Annotated in this window: 14 protein-coding genes; 8 read left to right on the forward strand and 6 right to left on the reverse strand. The window is 63.6% G+C overall.

From position 1 onward, the window contains the following. Positions 1-115 precede the first annotated feature (115 nt). Complete coding sequence (locus NCS67_RS20430; RefSeq protein WP_409014143.1) at positions 116-952, forward strand: glycine betaine ABC transporter substrate-binding protein; 837 nt, start codon at positions 116-118, stop codon at positions 950-952. Between the two features lie 815 nt (positions 953-1,767). On the opposite strand, the gene purU is transcribed toward NCS67_RS20430, so the two are convergent. Both purU and NCS67_RS20440 read right to left on the reverse strand, forming a co-directional pair. Continuing rightward, entirely contained in the window at positions 1,768-2,643 is an 876-nt protein-coding gene (gene purU / locus NCS67_RS20435) for a formyltetrahydrofolate deformylase (protein ID WP_250436321.1), read from the reverse strand. 119 nt (positions 2,644-2,762) lie between these two features. After that, a complete protein-coding gene (locus NCS67_RS20440; protein ID WP_250436322.1) occupies positions 2,763-3,674 on the reverse strand; it encodes a choline sulfate utilization transcriptional regulator in 912 nt (303 codons plus the stop codon). A gap of 108 nt (positions 3,675-3,782) precedes the next feature. On the opposite strand from NCS67_RS20440, the gene betC reads away from it, so the two are divergent. After that, positions 3,783-5,318 (forward strand): choline-sulfatase, encoded by a 1,536-nt coding sequence (gene betC, locus NCS67_RS20445; RefSeq protein WP_008354141.1) that lies wholly within the window; start codon positions 3,783-3,785, stop codon positions 5,316-5,318. Positions 5,319-5,359: 41 nt separating this feature from the next. Continuing rightward, entirely contained in the window at positions 5,360-6,307 is a 948-nt protein-coding gene (locus tag NCS67_RS20450; RefSeq protein ID WP_008354139.1) for a choline ABC transporter substrate-binding protein, read from the forward strand. 4 nt (positions 6,308-6,311) lie between these two features. Here NCS67_RS20450 and NCS67_RS20455 read toward each other — a convergent pair whose 3' ends face one another. Continuing rightward, positions 6,312-7,628 (reverse strand): glycosyltransferase family protein, encoded by a 1,317-nt coding sequence (locus NCS67_RS20455; protein WP_250436323.1) that lies wholly within the window; start codon positions 7,626-7,628, stop codon positions 6,312-6,314. Between the two features lie 273 nt (positions 7,629-7,901). On the opposite strand from NCS67_RS20455, the gene NCS67_RS20460 reads away from it, so the two are divergent. Next, positions 7,902-9,050, forward strand: coding sequence for a porin (locus tag NCS67_RS20460; protein ID WP_008354137.1), 1,149 nt, complete (start codon positions 7,902-7,904; stop codon positions 9,048-9,050). Here the strand turns inward: NCS67_RS20460 and NCS67_RS20465 are convergent. Both NCS67_RS20465 and NCS67_RS20470 read right to left on the reverse strand, forming a co-directional pair. Further along, the gene (locus tag NCS67_RS20465; protein WP_008354136.1) at positions 9,047-10,024 is read right to left on the reverse strand and encodes a GlxA family transcriptional regulator; all 978 of its coding nucleotides are present in this window, start codon (positions 10,022-10,024) and stop codon (positions 9,047-9,049) included. The genes NCS67_RS20460 and NCS67_RS20465 overlap by 4 nt on opposite strands. Positions 10,025-10,142: 118 nt before the next feature. Beyond that, entirely contained in the window at positions 10,143-13,214 is a 3,072-nt protein-coding gene (locus tag NCS67_RS20470; protein WP_250436324.1) for an acetoacetate--CoA ligase, read from the reverse strand. Positions 13,215-13,732: 518 nt separating this feature from the next. On the opposite strand from NCS67_RS20470, the gene NCS67_RS20475 reads away from it, so the two are divergent. From NCS67_RS20475 to NCS67_RS20490, 4 genes are all read left to right on the forward strand, one after another. Next, a complete protein-coding gene (locus tag NCS67_RS20475) occupies positions 13,733-14,683 on the forward strand; it encodes a choline ABC transporter substrate-binding protein (protein WP_008354134.1) in 951 nt (316 codons plus the stop codon). An 802-nt stretch (positions 14,684-15,485) separates the two neighbouring features. Further along, complete coding sequence (gene cdhC / locus NCS67_RS20480; protein ID WP_008354133.1) at positions 15,486-16,415, forward strand: 3-dehydrocarnitine:acetyl-CoA trimethylamine transferase CdhC; 930 nt, start codon at positions 15,486-15,488, stop codon at positions 16,413-16,415. 20 nt (positions 16,416-16,435) lie between these two features. Then, entirely contained in the window at positions 16,436-17,383 is a 948-nt protein-coding gene (locus tag NCS67_RS20485) for an L-carnitine dehydrogenase (protein WP_250436325.1), read from the forward strand. A 20-nt stretch (positions 17,384-17,403) separates the two neighbouring features. Continuing rightward, positions 17,404-17,886: a thioesterase family protein gene (locus tag NCS67_RS20490; RefSeq protein ID WP_175982930.1), complete on the forward strand. Its 483-nt coding sequence runs from the start codon at positions 17,404-17,406 to the stop codon at positions 17,884-17,886. Here the strand turns inward: NCS67_RS20490 and NCS67_RS20495 are convergent. Further along, positions 17,826-20,069 carry a heavy metal translocating P-type ATPase gene (locus NCS67_RS20495; protein WP_250436327.1) on the reverse strand — a complete coding sequence of 748 codons (2,244 nt, stop codon included), beginning with the start codon at positions 20,067-20,069 and terminating at the stop codon, positions 17,826-17,828. The two genes, NCS67_RS20490 and NCS67_RS20495, sit on opposite strands and share 61 nt — an antisense overlap. Positions 20,070-20,245 lie beyond the last annotated feature (176 nt).

Consider the following 20,245-nt stretch of genomic DNA (forward strand, 5'->3'; position numbering starts at 1 on the left):
TTTCTTGACAACTGAGTGTCGGAAAAGTGCGCTACGCGTCAATTCTGGCTGGTGATTCTGTTCGCTACACGGCGTGGGGCCGCTAAGGGGAAACCAAATGAAACCGATGAGAAGAATGCTCGTTTTGGGGGCGATGAGCGCCGCCCTTGCATCGAGCCTGATGGCAAACGCCGCGGATAAGCCGACGATCAAAATCGGTTATGTCGAGGGCTGGGACGATAGCGTGGCGACGTCGAACGTGGCGGCGCGCGTGATCGAGAAGAAGCTGGGTTATCCGGTGCAACTGGTGCCGGTGGCCGCGGGCGTGATGTGGCAGGGCGTGGCGCGCGGCGATCTCGACGCGACGCTGTCGGCGTGGCTGCCGGTCACGCATGGCGCGTACTGGAACAACTTCAAGTCGAAGGTCGTGAATCTCGGTCCGAACTTTCAGGACGCGAAAATCGGCTTGATCGTGCCGGAGAACGTCGACGTCAACAGCTTGAGCGATCTCGAGGCGAAGAAGGCGGAATTCGATTCGCGCATCGTGGGCATCGATGCGGGCGCGGGCGTGATGCAGAAGACGAGCGAAGCGATCAAGGCTTATAACCTCGACTACAAGCTGCTGCCGAGTTCGGGTTCGGCGATGACGGCGGAACTGGCGCGTTCCGAAGCGGCCAATAAGCCGATCATCGTGACGGGCTGGAAGCCGCACTGGATGTTCGCGAAGTACAAGCTCAAGTTCCTCGAGGATCCGAAGAAGGTGTTCGGTGAGTCGGAGCACGTCGATAACGTGATCAATCCGGAGCTGGAGAAGAAGGCGCCGCAGGTGGTGGCATTCCTCAAGAAGTTTCAGTGGAAGCCGGGTGAGATCGATAGCGTGATGCTGGCGACGCAAAATGGAGAGAAGCCGCAGGCGGCGGCGGATGCGTGGATCAGCGCGCATGGGGATCGGGTGGAGTCCTGGACTAAGTAATTTTTTTCGTTGGGTTTTTTGGGTCTTTGGGCGTTTGGGCAAACGCTGAGCGTCGTGGGTTATGCCTGCGGCGCTTTTTTTTTGGGGGGTTTTGCTTTTGGCTTTTGATTTCGCCGGATCCCGTATTCGTGTCGGTCTATTCGCACTGCCCCTGTGCGGGGCGGCACTCACTTTCTTTGCTGCTGCAAAGAAAGTAAGCAAAGAAAGCAGCTACTGATACGCCCGCGGTCACACGCAATTTGGGTAGTCCTCTCGTCCATCGTGGGCTGCCTAAAGAGTGCCCTCATAGGCCCCATCGGGCTTGGCTCGCGCACGGTCTGTGTCATCGCACCACACACCAAACTGGTTCAGCACCAAATAGCTCCAGCCCGCTCCGCGGCCGACCGGTCAATCGGGAATGCGCGTGCTTCGCTACTAACATCTTTATCGCACTGCGCGCGCAAACCGATGGTTTCCCTTGCGGACCCGGCGGCAGCGCGTAGCGCTGTGCCGAAGCTCTTTCGTGCTGAACCAGTGTCCTTGGAAAACTAGCGCGTCAGACCGTGCGCGATCCAAGCCCCGTTATTGTGATGAGGGCACTCTTTAGGCGAGTGCCACCTGGAACGAGAGAACTACCCAAACTGCGTGTGACCGCGGGCGGTGACGAGCTGCTTTCTTTGGTTACTTTCTTTGCAGCAGCAAAGAAAGTGACTGCCGCCCCGCACAGGGGCAGTGCTAATAGACCGCCACGAAAACGGGATCCGGCGAAACCCTAGCCAAGCGAATATGGAATCCAGCGAAAACAGCAAAGCAAGCTAACCCGGAGCGCAAAAACCTCACCGCAAAACCACAGTCCGCTCGCCATTAATAAAAACCCGCCGCTCAATAAACGCTTTAACCGCGCGTGCAAGCGCAAGGCACTCCACATCCCGCCCTGTCGCCAACAACCGCTCCGGCCCATAAGAATGATCGACGCGCTCAACTTCCTGCTCGATGATCGGTCCTTCATCGAGATCGTCGGTGACGAAATGCGCGGTCGCGCCAATCAGCTTGACCCCACGCGCATGCGCCTGGTGATAAGGCTTCGCCCCCTTGAACCCAGGCAAGAACGAGTGATGGATATTGATCGCACGCCCCGCCAGCTTGCGGCTCGTCTCGCCTGAAAGAATCTGCATATACCGCGCAAGCACCATCAACTCCGCGCCTGACGTATCGAACAGATCGAGCAAGCGCGCTTCCTGCTGCGGCTTGGTATCGGCGGTAATCGGCAGATGATGGAACGGCAAGCCATGCTGCTCCGCCAGATGCGCCAGATCCGTATGATTCGACCCGATGCCGACGATATCCATCTTCAACTCGCCCATGCGCCAGCGGAACAGCAAATCCGCAAGACAGTGCTCGAGCTTCGACACCATCAGCAGCACCTTCGGCCGCACGGCGAGATCGTGCATCGCCCACGACATCGCAAAGCGCTCGGCGATAGGCTCGAATTCGCGCTTCAGCATCGCGAGATCGAGCGCCTCCTCGGGCCGCGCGCCATGAAACACGCAACGCACGAAAAAGCGCTCGGAGAGATCGTCGTCGAAGACGGTGAGTTCGTCGATATAGCCGTGATGCCGCTCCAGAAAGCCGACGATCGCGGCGACCTGCCCCGCCGCGCTCGGGCACGAAACGGTAAGCACGAGTTGATCAAAGCGGGAATCGGCTGCCATGCGTGCTCCACATTCGAATGGTTGCAGCGCCGCGAAATGCGGCGAGCGTACGCGCTAGTAGAGCAAACGCGCGCGCCTTCCGGATAGAAGCGAACCGCCGCGCAAATAGTACGAAAGCGTCAGCCGACGACGTCGCATTCGTCCAGCAGCCACTCGCTGAACGCCCGCACCGCCGCCGACGGCTCGCGCGGCGTCACGAGCACGTAGCCCCGATCGGTGACGAGCGGCGCATCGCAGAGCGCGACGAGCTGGCCCGTCGCGATCAGTTCGTCGATGAGCGGCGCCCAGCCGAGCGCGACGCCCTGGCCCATCACCGCGGCGTGCGCGACGAGCGCGTAGCTGTTGAACGTGAAGCCGCCCTGCGTCGGCGGCGCGGCAAGGCCGTGCGCTTCGAACCACGCGCTCCATGAAAGCCAGCGCTCGGGCAGCGTCGGTTCGAGATGCAAGAGCGGCAGCCCGGATAGATCGGCGGGCGATACGGGCGCGCTTCTTCCCGCGATCAGCGCCGGGCTGCACACCGGCATCACGCGTTCGGCGAAGAGCTTCACGGCGCTCTGACCGCTCCATTCGGCATGCGTGTCGCCGAAGACGATGACCACATCGGCATGATCGCCCGATGCGCTCGGCAAGCTCTGCGACGTGATGATCTTCACGTCGACATCGGGCATCAGCGCCTTGAATTGCGGCAGGCGCGGCATCAGCCAGTATGTGGCGAAGCCGAAATCCGTCGACAGCGTGAGCGTGCGTTGCGCGTGACGCGAGCGAATGTCCGACGTCGCCGCGCGAATCACGTCGAGTCCCCGACGCACCGCATCGAAAAGACGCGCGCCGTCGTCCGTGAGCGTGACCCCGCGATGCCCGCGCTCGAACAGCGCCGCCCCGAGCGATTCCTCCAGCTGCACGACGCGCTGGCTCACCGCGGGCTGCGTCGAGCCGAGTTCGCGCGCGGCAGCCGTGAAGCTCGCGTGCCGCGCGGCGGATTCGAACATCAGTAACGCCTGCATCGGTGGCAGGCGGTCCGGCCGCGGCATAACTCCCCCTTATGAACGCATAACGTTTTGCTGTCTTCACAGCCGCGATTTGAACGGCAATAGTGACACCCAACGCTCAATCAACGATTCTATTCGAGGCACGCAGTCATGCTTGAGACGAAACAAAATATCCTTGTACTGATGGCCGATCAGCTCACGCCCTTCGCACTCGCCGCATACGGCAATCGCGTGACGAAGACGCCGCGCATCGATGCGCTCGCGCGCGAAGGCGTCGTGTTCGAATCCGCGTATTGCGCGAGTCCGCTGTGCGCGCCTTCGCGTTTTTCGCTTCTCGCGGGCAAGCTGCCTTCGAACATCGGCGCATTCGACAATGCCGCCGAATTCCCGTCCGAAACGCTGACCTTCGCGCACTATCTGCGCGCCGAAGGCTATCGCACGATTCTCTCCGGCAAGATGCATTTCTGCGGCGCGGATCAGTTGCACGGCTTCGAGGAACGTCTCACGACCGATATCTATCCCGCCGATTTCGGCTGGACGCCCGACTGGCAGAACGCCGATGCGCGCCCGACGTGGTATCACAACATGAGCTCCGTGATAGACGCGGGCCCATGCGTGCGTACCAATCAACTCGACTTCGACGACGAAGTGACCTTCACCACGCGTCAAAAGCTCTTCGACATCGCGCGCGAGCGCAACGCGGGCAAGGACGCGCGTCCGTTCATGATGGTCGCATCGCTCACGCATCCGCACGATCCGTATGCGATTCCGCGCAAGTACTGGGACGCGTATCGCGATGAAGACATCGACATGCCTTCGTATCGCGATTCGCTCGATGCCTGCGATCCGCATTCGAAGCGCCTGCGCCATGTGTACGAAGCGGATCGCACGCCGCCGACGGACCGGCAAATCCGCAATGCGCGGCGCGCGTACTACGGCGCGGTGTCGTATGTCGACGACCAGTTCGCATCGATCCTCGAAGCGCTCGACGAGGCCGGTCTCGCCGACGATACGATCATCGTCGTCACGTCGGATCACGGGGAGATGCTCGGCGAGCGCGGCCTCTGGTACAAGATGACGTTCTTCGAAGGCGGCTGCCGCGTGCCGCTCATCGTGCACGCGCCGAAGCGGTTTGGCGCGCATCGCGTGAAGGATTCGGTCTCGCATCTCGATGTGCTGCCGACGCTCGTCGAATTCGCGCGCGGACAAGCGCCGCAAGCGTGGCCTGACAGCATCGACGGTCAAAGCCTCGTGCCGCACTTGCGCGAGACCGGCGGGCACGACGAAGCCATCGGCGAATATCTCGCGGAAGGCGCGATTGCGCCCATCGTGATGATCCGGCGCGGGCGCTTCAAGTTCATTCATTCGAGCGTGGATCCGGATCAGCTTTACGATGTAGAAGCCGATCCGTTCGAGCGCGAGAATCTCGCAAGCGATGAGCGTCACGCCGCGCGCGTGGCCGAATTCCGCGCGGAGATCGCGCGCCGCTGGAATCTCGATGCGCTGCATCGGGACGTGCTGAAGAGTCAGCGCCGCCGCCATTTCCATTTCGCGGCGACGACGCAGGGCACGATTCAGTCATGGGACTGGCAGCCTCACGTCGATGCGAGCCAGCGCTACATGCGCAATCACATCGATCTGGACGATCTCGAAGCGATGGCGCGTTTTCCCGCCGTCGAGCACTGACGCATCGATCGCATCCCCACAACACACGACAGGAATGCACCATGAAAAAGGGCTTCATCCACGCGCTCTTCGCCGCCGCGCTGGCTTGCGTGGCTTCGCATGCGTTTGCCGCCGAGCCGCAGTCCTGCACGCAGGTCCGCATGGCGGGGCCGGGCTGGACCGATATCGACGCGACCAATGCGATGAGCGGCATCGTGCTCAAGGCGCTCGGCTATCGGCAGAACGTCGCGAACCTGTCGGTGCCGATCACGTATCAGGGCATGAAGAAAGGGCAGATCGACGTGTTTCTCGGCAACTGGATGCCCGCGCAGGCGCCGCTCGTGAAGCCGTTCTTCGAAGAGAAATCGATCGACGTCGTGCGTCCGAATCTCTCCAATGCGAAGTTCACGCTCGCGGTGCCGGACTATGTGGCGGCGGCGGGCGTGCATTCGTTCGCGGACCTCGCGAAGAACGCCGACAAGTTCGATAACCGCATCTACGGCATCGAACCGGGCGCGCCGGCGAATCAGAACATCAAGCGCATGGTCGATGACAAGGCCTTCGGTCTCGGCGACTGGAAGCTGGTCGAATCGAGCGAAACCGCGATGCTCACGCAAGTGGAGCGGGCGGTGCGCGACAAGAAGTGGATCGTCTTTCTCGCGTGGGAGCCGCATCTGATGAACACGAAGTTCAAGCTCGCCTATCTCGATGGCGGCGACAAATACTTCGGCCCCAACTATGGCGGCGCGACGGTGAACACGGTGGCGCGCAGCGGCTACGAGCAGCAATGCCCCAACGTGAGCAGGCTGTTCAAACAGATGGCGTTCAACGTCGATCTGGAGAACGGCGTCATCACGGATGTGCTGGAGAAGAAAACGAATGTCGATGCAGCGGCCACGGATGCGCTGAAGCGTCATCCGGAGCTGCTGAAATCGTGGCTGGACGGCGTGACCACGGCGAGCGGCGGAAACGGCCTGGAAGCCGTTCAGACCGCGCTCGGCGTGAAGTGAGGGATCAGCCGAGCTGAATGCTCGCGCGTTCCTGTGCGGCCATCACGACGGCGCGCATCGGCGTCTGGATCGCCATGAAGTGGAGCATCAGGCTGTCCGCCTGGTGCAAGTACCACGGCGTATTGATGCTCAGGCAGTCGAGGCCGTGTTCGAGCTTCCAGCCGAGACGGTCCGTCAGCAGATTCGCGATGATGGTCTGATCGCCGCCGTTCGCATAGGTGCTCGATTTGTCGGGCGCGGCGCTGACATGCTCGTGGATTTCGTCGACGAACGCGAGGACCGCGGGCTTGCGGCGAAAGCCGAGCACGCCGGCATTGATGATCCACGGCCCGATATCGTGCGCCGCGAGAATGTCGCGCCCGTCCAGCAGCGGATCGATCGGCTTGCGCTGATCGAAGAAGAGGATGTCGGCATCGACCCAGATCGCCCAGTCGTGATGCGGCAGATGCTTGCGCAGGAACCACGGCTTGAGCCAGGTGCCGGTCGCGCCGGGCACGCCTTCGGCGGGCGTCTGCCGATAGACGTAAAGCGTATAGCCGTGGCGCTCGCAATAGCGCCGCATGTTCTGCTCGGCGATCGCGCCGTACGCACGCACGTTGGGCGTGTAGTACGTGATGAAGGCGATGGACTTGCCGGGGTTATAGACGCTGAACTCTTCATGCGGCGTTTCGCTTTGCGCCGGAAGCTGGAACAGCGGCACGCCCTTCTGCTGACAGTCGTTGATGTGTTCGGCGAGCGCGTTGCGAAAGCTCGCCGGGATGAAACCGTAGATCGCTTCCTCGCCGAGCACGATGGTCCAGAGGTTGGGGTACTGCGTCCAGATGGGATCGTAGCGCGGACCGCAGTGCATCGTAGCCATGATGCCGCCGCGTTCACCGTGCGGCTCGATGTAGTCGAGCCCTGCAAGCATCGCGATGTCGTTTTGCGGCGCTTTGCCGATCTTGCATTCCCCGATGCACCACACGATGAGGTTGCGCACCTCGACCGTATTACGCCAGATCTGCACGGCCGTCTGACGTCCGTCGTCGTTGCCGGAAACCGCCATGAGCGCGTGCTGCCTGCCTTCTGCGATGGGCTCGACCGGGAGCATGTTGAGCACGATGCAGTCTTCGCTCATGCAGACGAGCAGCGCCATCTCGGGCATCCGGCGCAAGTGATGCAGGATCGCTTCGTACTTGAGCAACAAACGCTGGGACGGGCACGGCATGCCCGCCATCGAAATGCTCGCGTGCTCGTAGCCCATGCGGGCGGCGTAGTGCTTGTGATTGGTCAGGACTTCGGGTGCGTCGGTCTGATGGATGCTCAGGCAGCGGGTAGTCATGTCGTTCGAATCCGAAACAAGGCTTGAGTAATGCGGGTTTTTTACAGATTCCGAAGTATGCGAGCCGAGCCCTGCCGCGCATATCGGGCATGTCCGAAAACGAATTCGTTCTATTGACGCGAAACACGATGTTGCAGTAGTCGCAACTAGACAGATTTGCGTCGCACCGGGTCGAGCCGGCGCATATATGGACCTTTATTTTTACGACGTCGACGCGATGCTTCATCGCCTATTCCAACGCAATACACATCGAGACGAGCAAAGGACCAGCACATGAGAAAAAGACATGCCGCAAGGATCGCAGGCCTCGCGTTCGCAGCGGGCGCGGCGAACATGCCGATGACGGCGCACGCGCAAAGCAGCGTGACGCTCTACGGTATTCTCGATGCGGGCGTCACCTGGGTCAGCAACACGGGCGGCTCGCATGTCGTGAAGTTCGACGACGGCATCTCCTATGGCAACCGCATCGGATTTCGCGGCACCGAAGATCTCGGCGGCGGATTGCAGGCGGTCTTCGTGCTCGAATCGGGCTTTCATCTCGGCAATGGCCAGCTCGGCTTCGGCGGCGCGCAATTCGGACGGCAAGCCTACGTAGGCCTCAAGAACCAGTGGGGCACCGTCTCGCTCGGCAATCAGCTCGATATGACCGAAGAGTTCGTCTACCTCTACAACATCTCGGCGTGGGCGAGCGGCTACGCCATTCACCAGGGCGACTTCGACCGCATGAACGGCGACCGTCTGCCGAACTCGATCAAGTTCCTGTCGAACGACATCGGCGGCTTCACCTTCGGCGGCATGTATTCGTTCGGCAATCAGGCGGGCGACTTCCATCGCAACAGCGCGTGGAGCGTCGGCGCGCACTATGCGGCGAACACCTTCAACGTCGGCGCGGCCTATACGCAACTCAACAATCCGAACGGCATCTACGCGTTCGATCCGTACGCGATGATCGGCGCGCGCACCTTCCTCGGCCAGCCGACGGTATCGGTCGATCCGGCGACGGGGGCCGTCACCGATCTCTATAGCTCGACCTCGTTTCCCGTCGACAAGCAAGGCGCGTTCGCCGTGGGCGCGGCATGGACCATCGGCAACCTGATGTTATCGGGCAACTTCACCTACACGACGATCAAGGGCCTCGGCCAGACCTCGCACATGCAGGTGTACGAAGGCGGCGCGTCATACAGCTTCAGGCCGGACCTGAATCTCTACGGCGGCTATCAGCACACGCGCTTCGAAGGCAATCACTGGAATCAGGGCTCGCTCGGGCTGCACTATCTGCTTTCGAAACGTACCGACGTGTATATCTCGGGCGACTATCTGCGCGCGTCCGGTCCCATCGATGCAGTCATCGGCTACAGCTTCACGCCGTCGTCGTCGAATACGCAGGCCGACGTGCGCGTAGGCATGCGTCACTCGTTCTAAGCCGCCGCGAGCCGCGCGGACGGGACGGCGCGCAATGCGCTTCGATCCTGCCGCGGGCTCGTCTGAAAGCGCGCGCGATACGTGCGCGAAAAATGCGACGGCGATTCGAAGCCGCACGCGACGCACACCGCGAGAATCGACATGTCGGTCTGGTGAAGCAGCTCGCGCGCACGCACGAGACGCAGGCCGAGATAGAAGTGCGTCGGCGTGTCCTTCAGCGATGCACAGAAGAGCCGCTCCAGCTGACGCCGCGTCACGCCGATGGATTCGGCGAGCGCATCGGGCGACAGCGGCTCTTCCATATGCTGCTCCATCAGCTCGATCACCTGAATCAGCTTGCGATTGTGGATGCCGTAACGCGCGGCGATCTGCATCCGCTGATGATCCGAGCGCTGCCGGATGCGCCCGAGCACGAACTGCTCCGACACTTGCGCCGCCAACTCCGCGCCGTGTTCGCGCGCGATCACGTCGAGCATCAGATCGATCGATGCCGTGCCGCCCGCGCATGTGATGCGCCGCGTGTCGATCTCGAACAGTTCCTGACTCGTCGCGATCGCCGGATAACGCTCGGTGAATGCAGCGGCCGCTTCCCAGTGCAGCGTCGCGCGCGTGCCCGCGAGCAGCCCGGCTTCCGCGAGGATGAAGCTGCCGGTGTCGATGCCGCCGAGCGTCGCGCCCGCGCGATCGAGGCGCCGCAGCCAGTCGCCGATCGCGCGCGTGTAGCGCGAGAGCGGCTCGAATCCCGACACGACGAACACGGTGCGCGCGTCGTTCACCTGATCGAACGCGCTTTCGGCGTTGAGCGTGATGCCGTTGCTCGCGGCGACCGGACCGCCGTCCAAGCTGAGAATGTGCCAGCGATACAGATCGCCCGCGAAGCGATTGGCGACGCGCAGCGGCTCGATCGCGGACATGAATCCGATCGACGAGAACTCGGGCAGCAGCAGGAAATGGAAATCGTGGGGCGCGGACATCGGATCGATTGGCAAGGCTCGTCGATGAGAGAAGCCGTCCACCCTAGCGCGCGCAAAAAACGCGCGCAATCCGGCGTGCCCCGAAGGGCGGCCGGATTGCACTGCTCGAAGATGCGGTTCAGGCGCTCGCGAGCGCGTTCGTGAGCGTCGCGGCGACCGTGCTCAGGTGCGGCTCCACCACGAGATCGGTGTGCCTGCCGAGGACCGGCATCACGCGCACGCCGTGCTTCGCGACGCGTTGCCAGACCGGCAGCGGATCGCTGCGCGAGTCGTCGAGCATCGTCGCGCGCACGTAGACGATCGGGCCGCCGTCATAACGTCGCGGCTTGTAGGTCGCCATCGCGGCGCTCATCGATTCGCGCACGCGCCGCAGCACAGGCGGAAGATCGGCGACGTCGTCGGATTGCCGGTGCGTCGTCGGCCTGCCCATGCGCCCGCGCACGCGGTTGGTCATCGCCGCCGCCTTGCCGCGCACGAAGCCGAGGCGCGCGCCGGCGTTGAGCGAGCGCAACTCGCGCAGACGTTCGACGAGCACGCCCGCCTGATACCGCGTCCACAGCGTGAAGGGCAGACAATGCGTGTGAATGTACGTGTCGAGCAGACAGAGCATCTCGATCTTCTCGCCCGCCGCGACGAGCTGTTGCGCGATCTCGAACGCGACCAGCCCGCCGAACGAATAGCCGACGAGCGCATAAGGACCGCTCGGCTGCACTTCGCGGATGCGCAGCACGTAGCCGCGCGCCATCTCTTCGACGCTGTGCTGCGGCGCTTCATCGCCGTCGAGGCCGAGCGCCTGCAGGCCGTACACGGGCCGCTCGTTCTGCACCATGCCCGCGAGCGTCAGGCACTCCATCACCGAGCCGGTGATGCTGTGCACCATGAAGATCGGCCGGCCGACGCCCGCGCGCATTTGCACGAGCGTCGAGTCCGCGGTGCGCGCGCCCGGTTCGGAGGCGAGGACGGCGGCGAGGCGCGCGACGGTCGGCGCGACGATCATCGTCGATAGCGGCAATGCACGGCCGGTCGCGCGCTGCACGTCGGCGAGCATCCGCGCGGCGAGCAGCGAGTGGCCGCCGAGTTCGAAGAAGTTGTCGTCGCGGCCGATCGGCGAGAAGCTGAAATGCTGTTCCCAGAGCGCGCACAGATACGCCTCGATGGATCCGATCGAATCGCCCGGCGCGGGCAGATCGCGCTTCACGCGCGTAAGCGACGGATGCTCGCGAATCTGATCGAGACACTCGGGATTGGCGAGCGACGACACGTTGCGCGCGGGCAGGCCGTTGACGGCATCGCGCGCGGCCGCTTCCGACGGCTTGTTGTTGTGCGTGACGGGCAAGCCGTCGACCTGCACGATCACATCGGGCACGAGCGCGGCGGAGCCTTGTCGCGTGAGATCGCGGCGCACGCGCGCGGCGAGCGCCGCATTCAGTTGCGCACCGGGCCGCAGCACGAGCAAGAGCACGATGCGCTGGCCCGCATCGCCCGCGTTCGCGCCGGTCTGGGCGACGACCATCGCATGACGGATCTCGTGAATCTCGCTCAGGATGCGGTAGATTTCGCCCGGACTCACGTTGATGCCGCGCACGTTGAGCACGCCGTCGCTGCGGCCGTGCAGACGCGCCGAGCCTTGCGGCGAGAACTCGATGACGTCGCCGTGCGTCCACACGCCTTCGTTCGCCGCGAAATACGCCTTGTGAAAGCGCGAGCCGTCGTCGTCGCCGAAGAAGCCGAGCGGTCGCGACGGAAACGGATTCGTGCAGACGAGCTCGCCCGGCATGATCGTGCTCGCGCCCTGATCGAACGCCTGCACGTCGAGGCCGAGGCTCCGGCATTGTGCTTCGCCCGCATAGACGGGCAGATTAGGGTTGCCGAGCACGAAGCAGCCGATGATGTCCGTGCCGCCTGAAATCGATTGCAACTGCAACTGCTTGACGTGCTGGTACACCCATTCGAACTGCGAGTCGTAGAGCACGGCGCCGGTGGACATCATCGCGCGTAGTGCCGAGAGATCGAACTGTCCGGCCGGCTCGATGCCCGCATCCTCGCTCATCTTCAGATAGGCGGGACTCGTCCCGAAGACCGTCACGCGCTCGTTCGCGACGAGACGCCAGAGCGTGTCGACGGCGGCGACGGGACCATCGTAAGTGACGATCTCCACGCCCGACGCGAGCACCGACATCTGCCAGTTCCACATCATCCACGAGCAGCTCGTGTGGAAAAAGAGCTTGTCGCCGGGACCGAAATCGCTGTGCAGGCGATGCTCCTTCACGTGTTCGAGCAGCGTGCCGCCCGCGCCGTGCACGATGCATTTCGGCTTGCCGGTCGTGCCCGACGAAAACATGATGAAGAGCGGATGGTTGAACGGGAAGCGCTTCCAGTCGAAACGCATCGCGTCGCCGCGCGCGATCAGCGAGCGCAACTCGTGCTGACGCTGCGTCACCGTGCTGGGCAGTTCGGTATCTTCGAGACAGACGATGTCCGTGAGCGTCGGCAGTTGCGCGGCCACCGCCGCGACGTGGCCCGAGAGCGAGCCGCCGGTGTCGAACGGACGCTGCATCGTGTGCGCGAACATGAACTTCGGATCGAGCGGGGCGAAGCGGTCGAGAATCGCCTGCACGCCGTTTTCCGGCGCGGCTGTCGAAAGCGTTGCGCCGAGCGCGGTCACGGCGAGCGCAGCGGTGATCGCGTCGCAGTCGTTGCGCATGATCGCCACCACGCGATCGCCTTCCTTCAGGCCGAGCTCGGAGAGCGTCTGCGCGAGGCGCACGACGCGCTCGCGCAACTCGCCGCGCGTATAGCTTATGCGGCGTCCGTCGGCGAAGCAGGAGGTGATCGCGGGAGCGTCGTCGGGCGCGATGCGTTTGCCGAGCAGATTTTCTGCGTAATTCAGTTCGATGTTGGGAAAGAACCGTGCCGTTTCGCATTGGTTGCCGATGCAGACCGGTTCATCGGATCCCGACCATTCGAGCCCGCGCGCCGATTCGAGAAAGCATTTCCAGAATTGGCGATATTCGCGCACTGAGTAAGCATGCAATTCCGAATAATCGGCGAAGCGCTCGCCGGTTGCCTTTTCGAGGGCCTGCGTGAAGGCCGTCATGCGCGATGCGGATATCTGTTCGGCGGAAGGCAGGTAAAGCGGTTCGCGCGCGTAGAGCCGCGCGCTCTCTCGGATGGCGTCTTGACGGTCCATTATCCAGGCACCTTGGTTTTGGGCGACGTGTGTCGAACGGCTATGTAATCGGCGAGCTTCGCGGCTAACTCCATCGCATTTCCTGAAGCCGCGTCACTGCCGAGACAAGCTATCTCTTTCCCGCACATTACCCGGCCGGAAGTCGGCGCTATGTGCGACCAACCACAGAGACCGTGGCGTTTCGGCAAAGATTGATCTTGCGCAACGGCGACGGCCATGCTTCGGATACCGAACAGCGGAAAAACTACTGAATTCGCGACGTTTTTTCATTCCAATGCGTGTTTACGCCATGGTGCGAAGTTTTCGAATATGAGCAGGAAGTCATGATTTCAATTTGCTTTCAATGTTGCCGAGACGCGGATGCGAAGGCGCGTGCGCGAAGCGGCAAGCGACGCAGGTCGCAAGCAGTCAACTCGCGGTCGCACGCGGGCGTTCGGGCGCTTTTATGCGGCGGTACTTTGTATGCACGCCGGCATTCGAACTGGCGCATCGGTTCAACCCTCAACGGAAGCCTCGCAATGAGACAACGCCTGATTCCCACACTGTTTTTCGCCGGCGCGTGCGCGGCGTTCGCCGTCGCTCAGAGTGCGCGCGCGGAGGACGCGAGTTGCCGCACGGTGCGCTTCGTCGATATCGGCTGGACCGATATCACGTCGACGACGGCGCTTGCGTCGGTCGTCTTCGAGGGGCTCGGTTATGCGCCGCGGACGACGGTCGCCTCGGTGCCGATTTCGCTCGCGGGGCTGAAGAGCAAGCAGATCGACGTGTCGCTTGGCTACTGGTGGCCGGTGCAGCAGAAGGCGGTCGAGCCGTTTCTGGAGGCGAAGAGCATCGAGAAGCTGGAGCCGCCGAATCTGTCGGGCGCGAAGGCGACGCTCGCCGTGCCGAGCTATGCGTATGACGCGGGCATCAAGACGTTCGCGGATATCGCGAAGCATCGCGACGAACTGGGCGGCACGATATACGGCATCGAGCCTGGCAGCAGTGCGAACGCGAAGATTCAGAAGATGATCGACACGAATCAGTTCGGGTTGGGCGGGTTCAAGCTCGTGCAGTCGAGCGAGGCGGGGATGCTGGTGACGGTCGAGCGGGCGATCCGCGAGAAGAAGCCGGTGGTGTTTCTTGGCTGGGAGCCGCATCCGATGAACATCCAGATGAAGATCAATTACCTCTCCGGCGGGGATGACGTGTTCGGGCCGAACTACGGAGAAGCGCGCGTTTATACGCTGACGAATACGGATTTTCTGACGCGTTGTCCCAATGCGGGGAAGTTCGTTTCCAATTTGCGCTTTACGACGGATCTCGAGAATCGGCTCATGCAGCCGGTGATGAACAAAGAGCGGCCTCAGGAGGCGGCCAAGGCCTATCTCAAGCAGAACCCCCAGGTGCTGGATGCCTGGCTCGCAGGCGTGAAGACTCTTGATGGTAAGGATGGGCTGCCGGCGGTTCGGCAATACCTTGGGCTTTGAGGTTTTTTTTGTTGTTGTTGTTGTTGTTGCCGGGTCTCGTTGTTGTTGCCGGATCCCGTTATCGCGTCGGTCTATTAGCATTGCCCCTGTGCGGGGCGGCAGTCACTTTCTTTGCTGCTGCAAAGAAAGTAACCAAAGAAAGCAGCTTTTCAGGCCCGCGGTCACACGCAATTTGGGTAGTCCTCTCGTCACAGGCGGCACTCGCCTAATGAGTGCCCTCAAACACCTAATCGGGCTTGGATCGCGCACGGTCTGCCGCCCGAAAACGCTGAGGACACTGGTTCAGCACGAAATGGCTCCGGCACAGCGCTACGCGCTGCCGCCCGGTATGCAAGGGAAACCAACGTGCGGCAAGTGCAGCGAGATTGAGACGTTAGTAGCGAAGCACGCGCGGACCCGCTTGACCGGTCGGCCGCGAAGCGGGCTGGAGCTATTTGGTGCTGAACCAGTTTGTTGTGTGGTGCGATGTGGCAGACCGTGCGCGAGCCAAGCTCGATGGGGCCTATGAGGGCACTCTTTAGGCAGCCCACGAACGACGAGAGGACTACCCAAATTGCGTGTGACCGCGGGCGTATCAGGAGCTGCTTTCTTTGCTTACTTTCTTTGCAGCAGCAAAGAAAGTGAGTGCCGCCCCGCACAGGGGCAGTGCTAATAGACCGACACGAATACGGGATCCGGCGAAGCGGCAGCAGCAAAGAAAGTGAGTGCCGCCCCGCACAGGGGCAGTGCTAATAGACCGACGCGAAATCAGGACTTAACGAAAGCCGAAGAAAAAATACAGGAACCCTAAAGGACATCGAAAATGAACTACGAAGTGATAGTGACCTGCGCAGTAACCGGCGCTGGCGACACGACCGGCAAGCACCCCTCCATCCCAGTCACCCCGAAGCAAATAGCCGAAGCAGCGATAGAAGCGGCCCGCGCGGGCGCCACCGTCGCCCACTGCCACGTTCGCGACCCGAAGACAGGAAGAGGCAGCCGCGACCCCGCGCTATACCGCGAAGTGGTAGACCGCATCCGCTCATCGGACACGGACGTGATCATCAACCTCACCGCAGGCATGGGCGGCGACCTCGAGATCGGCGCCGGCGAAGACCCGATGCGCTTCGGCAAAGGCACCGACCTCGTCGGCGGCCTCACGCGCCTCGCGCACGTCGAAGAACTGCTGCCCGAAATCTGCACGCTCGACTGCGGCACGCTCAATTTCGGCGACGGCGACTACATCTACGTATCGACGCCCGCGCAACTGCGCGCCGGCGCCAAACGCATCCAGGAACTCGGCGTGAAGCCCGAACTGGAAATTTTCGACACGGGCCATCTGTGGTTCGCCAATCAACTTCTGAAAGAAGGCCTGCTCGACAACCCGCCGCTCTTTCAACTGTGCATGGGTATTCCGTGGGGCGCACCGCCCGACACCGGCACGATGAAAGCCATGGTCGATAACCTCCCGCCCGGCGCGCATTGGGCCGGCTTCGGCATCGGCCGCATGCAGATGCCGATGGTCGCGCAAGCGATGCTCCTCGGCGGACACGTGCGCGTCGGTCTCGAAGACAACCTGTGGCTCGATCGCGGCGTGCACGCGACCAACGGCGCGCTCGTCCAGCGCGCGGTGGAAATCATCGAGCGGCTCGGCGCACGCGCGCTCACGCCCGCGGAAGGCCGCAAGAAGCTCGGCCTCCCGGCGCGCGGCGAACGCCTGCTGGAAAAACGCATCGCGGAACAATTCGCCTGAACCGACAAGGACACGAAGACATGCAAGTCAAGCAATTCGCCGCGCTCGGCGCGGGTGTGATCGGCAGCGGCTGGGTGGCGCGCGCCCTCGGAGCAGGACTCGACGTCACCGCGTGGGATCCCGCGCCCGGCGCCGAAGCGCAACTGCGCGCGAAGGTCGCGAACGCGTGGCCGGCGCTCGAGCGCGTCGGACTGGCGCCGGGCGCGTCGCAACAACGATTGCGCTTCGTCGATACCGTCGAGGAATGCGTCGCCCATGCCGACTTCATCCAGGAAAGCGCGCCCGAACGCGAGGAACTCAAGCTCGCGCTGCACGAACGCGCGAGCCGCGCGGCGAAGCCCGATGCGATCATCGCGTCGTCGACGTCCGGCCTTCTGCCGACCGACTTCTACGCGCGCGCCGTGAATCCGCAGCGCTGCGTCGTCGGGCATCCGTTCAATCCGGTGTATCTGCTGCCGCTCGTCGAAGTGCTCGGCGGCGAAGCGACATCCGGCGAAGCGATCGAAGCCGCGATGCGCTTCTACGCGTCCATCGGCATGCGGCCCTTGCGCGTGAGGAAGGAAGTGCCCGGCTTCATCGCGGACCGGCTGCTCGAAGCGCTTTGGCGCGAGGCGCTGCATCTCGTCAACGACGGCGTCGCGACAACCGGCGAAATCGACGACGCCATCCGCTACGGCGCGGGCATCCGCTGGTCGTTCATGGGCACGTTCCTGACCTACACGCTGGCGGGCGGCGAAGCGGGCATGCGACACTTCATGCAGCAGTTCGGCCCCGCGCTCGAATTGCCGTGGACCAAACTCGTCGCGCCGAAACTGACCGACGAACTCATCGACCGCGTCGTCGACGGTACGTCGAATCAGACGAACGGACGCGGCATCAAGGAACTGGAGCGTTATCGCGACGACTGCATCGCGAGCGTGATCGAGGCGATCGCGCAGGCGAAAGCGCGTCACGGGATCGAAGACTAACGGAACCGCAAGGCACCACGATGACCTATCGCGACACCGTCAAACCCGAATGGGTCGACTACAACGGCCATCTGCGCGACGCGTTCTACATGCTGATCTACAGCCTCGCGACCGATGCCTTCATGGACCGCATCGGTCTCGACGACGCGGGCCGCCGCGCACGCCAGCGCACGCTCTACACGCTCGAAGCGCATGTCACGTATCTGCGCGAGATCAAGGAGGGCGCGCCGGTGCGCGTCGAGTGGCGCGTGATCGCGCATGACAAAAAGCGCGTGCATCTCTATATGGAGATGTTCGAAGGCGACGCGACGGAGGCCGTTTGCGCGTGCGAGCAGATGCTGATGCACATCGATTCGAGCGGCGCGCCGAAATCCGCATCGTTCGATGATGACATCGCCGCGCGCATCGCCGCCGAACCTGCGGTCGCGCCGAAGGACGCGCGTTACGCGGGCCGCGTGATCGGCTTGCCGGCGCGCGCTTCGTCAGCGGCCGCGCCGGCCTGAGCGCGCCACGTCCGCAGCAAGAGCGCGTTCGTGACGACGCTCACGCTCGAAAACGCCATCGCCGCGCCCGCGAACATCGGATCGAGCAGGCCGAACGCCGCGAGCGGAATGCCGATCAGGTTGTAGACGAACGCCCAGAACAGATTCTGCTGAATCTTGCGATACGTGCGCCGCGAAATATCGATCGCGTCCGCGACGAGCGCCGGATCGCCGCGCATCAGCGTGATGGCGGCCGCCTCGATCGCGACGTCGGTGCCGCTCGCCATCGCGATGCCGATATCGGCGGCGGCGAGCGCGGGCGCATCGTTGATGCCGTCGCCGGCCATCGCCACGATGCCTTCGTTCGACGCCTTGAGTTGCGCGACGACGCGCGCCTTGTCGTCGGGCAAGGTCTGCGCGAACACGCGTTCCGGCGCGATACCCAACGCGCGCGCGACGGCTTGCGCGCTGCCTTCGTTGTCGCCGGTGACGAGCGCGCTCTTCACGCCCATGCGCGCAAGACGTTCGATTGCATCGCGCGCGGTCGGCTTGACGGTATCGCCGAACGCGAGCAGCGCGAGGACTTCTCCGTCGAGATCGATCAGCCACGAGATCGTGTTCCCTTGCGCTTCGAGTTCGCGAGCGCGCGCGGCGAGCGTCGGCGGCACGTCAAAACCCAGTTCCGCGACCCAGCGCGCACTGCCGATCGCGATGCGCCGCGCGCCGACGTTCGCCTCCACGCCCCGTCCGGCGACCGCGCGCGCCGCGCTCGCCTCGAAGCGCGGTGCGTGGCTCGCGGCGGCGGCGACGGCCTTCGCCAGCGGATGCTCGCTCATGCGCTGCACGGCGGCGGCGAGTCCGAGCGCTGCGCTCCGATCCTGCCCCGGCGCGGCATCGAACGCGACGAGGCCCGGCTTGCCGACCGTCAGCGTGCCGGTCTTGTCGAATGCGACGATCTTGATCGCGTGCGCCTGTTCGAGCGCCTGCGCGTCCTTGATGAGAATGCCCTGACGCGCCGCGACGCCGGTCCCGGCCATGATCGCGGTCGGCGTCGCGAGGCCGAGCGCGCACGGGCACGCGATCACGAGCACCGCGACCGCGTTCAGCAGCGCCGTTTCGGCATCGGCGCCGTGCAGCAGCCAGCCGATGAGCGTGACGAGCGCGATCGCGAGAATTGCCGGCACGAACACCGCCGATACGCGATCGACGAGCCGCTGGATCGGCGCCTTCTCCGCCTGCGCCGATTCGACCAGCCGGATGATGCGCGCGAGCGTCGTTTCCGCGCCGATCGCCGTGGTTTCGATCGCGATCACGCCTTCGCCGTTGATCGAGCCGCCGGTCGTGCGCGCGCCGGGTTCCTTCGCGACCGGCAGGCTTTCGCCGGTAATCAGCGATTCGTCGATGTGCGTGCGGCCCTCGCGCACGATGCCGTCCACCGGCACGCGCTCGCCCGGCCGCACGATGGCGATATCGCCGATACGCACGTGAGCGAGCGGCACTTCGCGTTCGCGCGCCGGATCGTCGCGGTCGCGCACGCGGGCCTTGTCGGGCCGCAGCGCGTTGAGCGCGCGGATCGCGTCGGCGGTCTGGCGCTTGGCGCGCGCTTCCAGCCATTTGCCGAAGCGCACCAGCGTGATGACGACCGCCGACGCCTCGAAGAACAGATGCTCCGTCATGCCGCCGTGCGCGAACATTTGCCAGACGGACAAGCCCCACGCCGCCGACGTGCCGAGCGCGACGAGCAGATCCATGTTGCCCGCGAACGCCCGCACCGCGCGATAGCCGCCCGCATAGAAACGCGCGCCGAAGCCGAACTGCACGACGCTCGCGAGCGCGAGTTGCAGCCACGGGTCGAGCGTGAGGCCGAACATCGGCGCGAGCAGCGGCACGGTGAGCACGGCGGACGCGAGCACGGCCGCGAGCTCGCGATCGAATCCGGAGGAAACGGCGAGCTCCGGCGCGGCGTCGGGCAGGATCGGCGCGGCCTCGTAGCCGGCTTTGGCGACGGCGGCGACGAGCTGATCGTCGGTGACGGCGGCGCTCGCGTGCACGGTCGCCTTCTCGGTCGCGAGATTGACCGCGACGCTTTCGACGCCCGGCACGCGTTTAAGCACTTTCTCGACGCGCGCGACGCACGACGCGCACGTCATCCCGCTGACGGACAACTCCGCGGTCCGCGGATGGTCGGATGCTGCTGTGGACATATCGAAACGCTCCGTTCTGGCCGGGATCGCGAAGATCCCACATAAGGAACAGTATCGACCTTCCAATGACTGGAAGGTCAAGGCCTGAATGAAGCGCGTCGTGCAATGTCGAGTCCCGCCGCGCGGGAGCGCGAAATGCTACGAGAAGACCGTATTCGAAGGACGAAAAGCGCGCC

The organism is Caballeronia sp. ATUFL_F2_KS9A, from assembly GCF_023630765.1.
In the GTDB taxonomy this organism is placed as follows: Bacteria; Pseudomonadota; Gammaproteobacteria; order Burkholderiales; family Burkholderiaceae; genus Caballeronia; species Caballeronia zhejiangensis.

Excerpts from the sequence above, each read along its gene's own strand:
- NCS67_RS20430 (WP_409014143.1), top strand. The coding sequence starts at position 116 with ATGCTCGTTTTGGGGGCGATGAGCGCCGCCCTTGCATCGAGCCTGATG.
- purU (WP_250436321.1), bottom strand. The coding sequence starts at position 2,643 with ATGGCAGCCGATTCCCGCTTTGATCAACTCGTGCTTACCGTTTCGTGC.
- NCS67_RS20440 (WP_250436322.1), bottom strand. The coding sequence starts at position 3,674 with ATGCCGCGGCCGGACCGCCTGCCACCGATGCAGGCGTTACTGATGTTC.
- betC (WP_008354141.1), top strand. The coding sequence starts at position 3,783 with ATGCTTGAGACGAAACAAAATATCCTTGTACTGATGGCCGATCAGCTC.
- NCS67_RS20450 (WP_008354139.1), top strand. The coding sequence starts at position 5,360 with ATGAAAAAGGGCTTCATCCACGCGCTCTTCGCCGCCGCGCTGGCTTGC.
- NCS67_RS20455 (WP_250436323.1), bottom strand. The coding sequence starts at position 7,628 with ATGACTACCCGCTGCCTGAGCATCCATCAGACCGACGCACCCGAAGTC.
- NCS67_RS20460 (WP_008354137.1), top strand. The coding sequence starts at position 7,902 with ATGAGAAAAAGACATGCCGCAAGGATCGCAGGCCTCGCGTTCGCAGCG.
- NCS67_RS20465 (WP_008354136.1), bottom strand. The coding sequence starts at position 10,024 with ATGTCCGCGCCCCACGATTTCCATTTCCTGCTGCTGCCCGAGTTCTCG.
- NCS67_RS20470 (WP_250436324.1), bottom strand. The coding sequence starts at position 13,214 with ATGGACCGTCAAGACGCCATCCGAGAGAGCGCGCGGCTCTACGCGCGC.
- NCS67_RS20475 (WP_008354134.1), top strand. The coding sequence starts at position 13,733 with ATGAGACAACGCCTGATTCCCACACTGTTTTTCGCCGGCGCGTGCGCG.
- cdhC (WP_008354133.1), top strand. The coding sequence starts at position 15,486 with ATGAACTACGAAGTGATAGTGACCTGCGCAGTAACCGGCGCTGGCGAC.
- NCS67_RS20485 (WP_250436325.1), top strand. The coding sequence starts at position 16,436 with ATGCAAGTCAAGCAATTCGCCGCGCTCGGCGCGGGTGTGATCGGCAGC.
- NCS67_RS20490 (WP_175982930.1), top strand. The coding sequence starts at position 17,404 with ATGACCTATCGCGACACCGTCAAACCCGAATGGGTCGACTACAACGGC.
- NCS67_RS20495 (WP_250436327.1), bottom strand. The coding sequence starts at position 20,069 with ATGTCCACAGCAGCATCCGACCATCCGCGGACCGCGGAGTTGTCCGTC.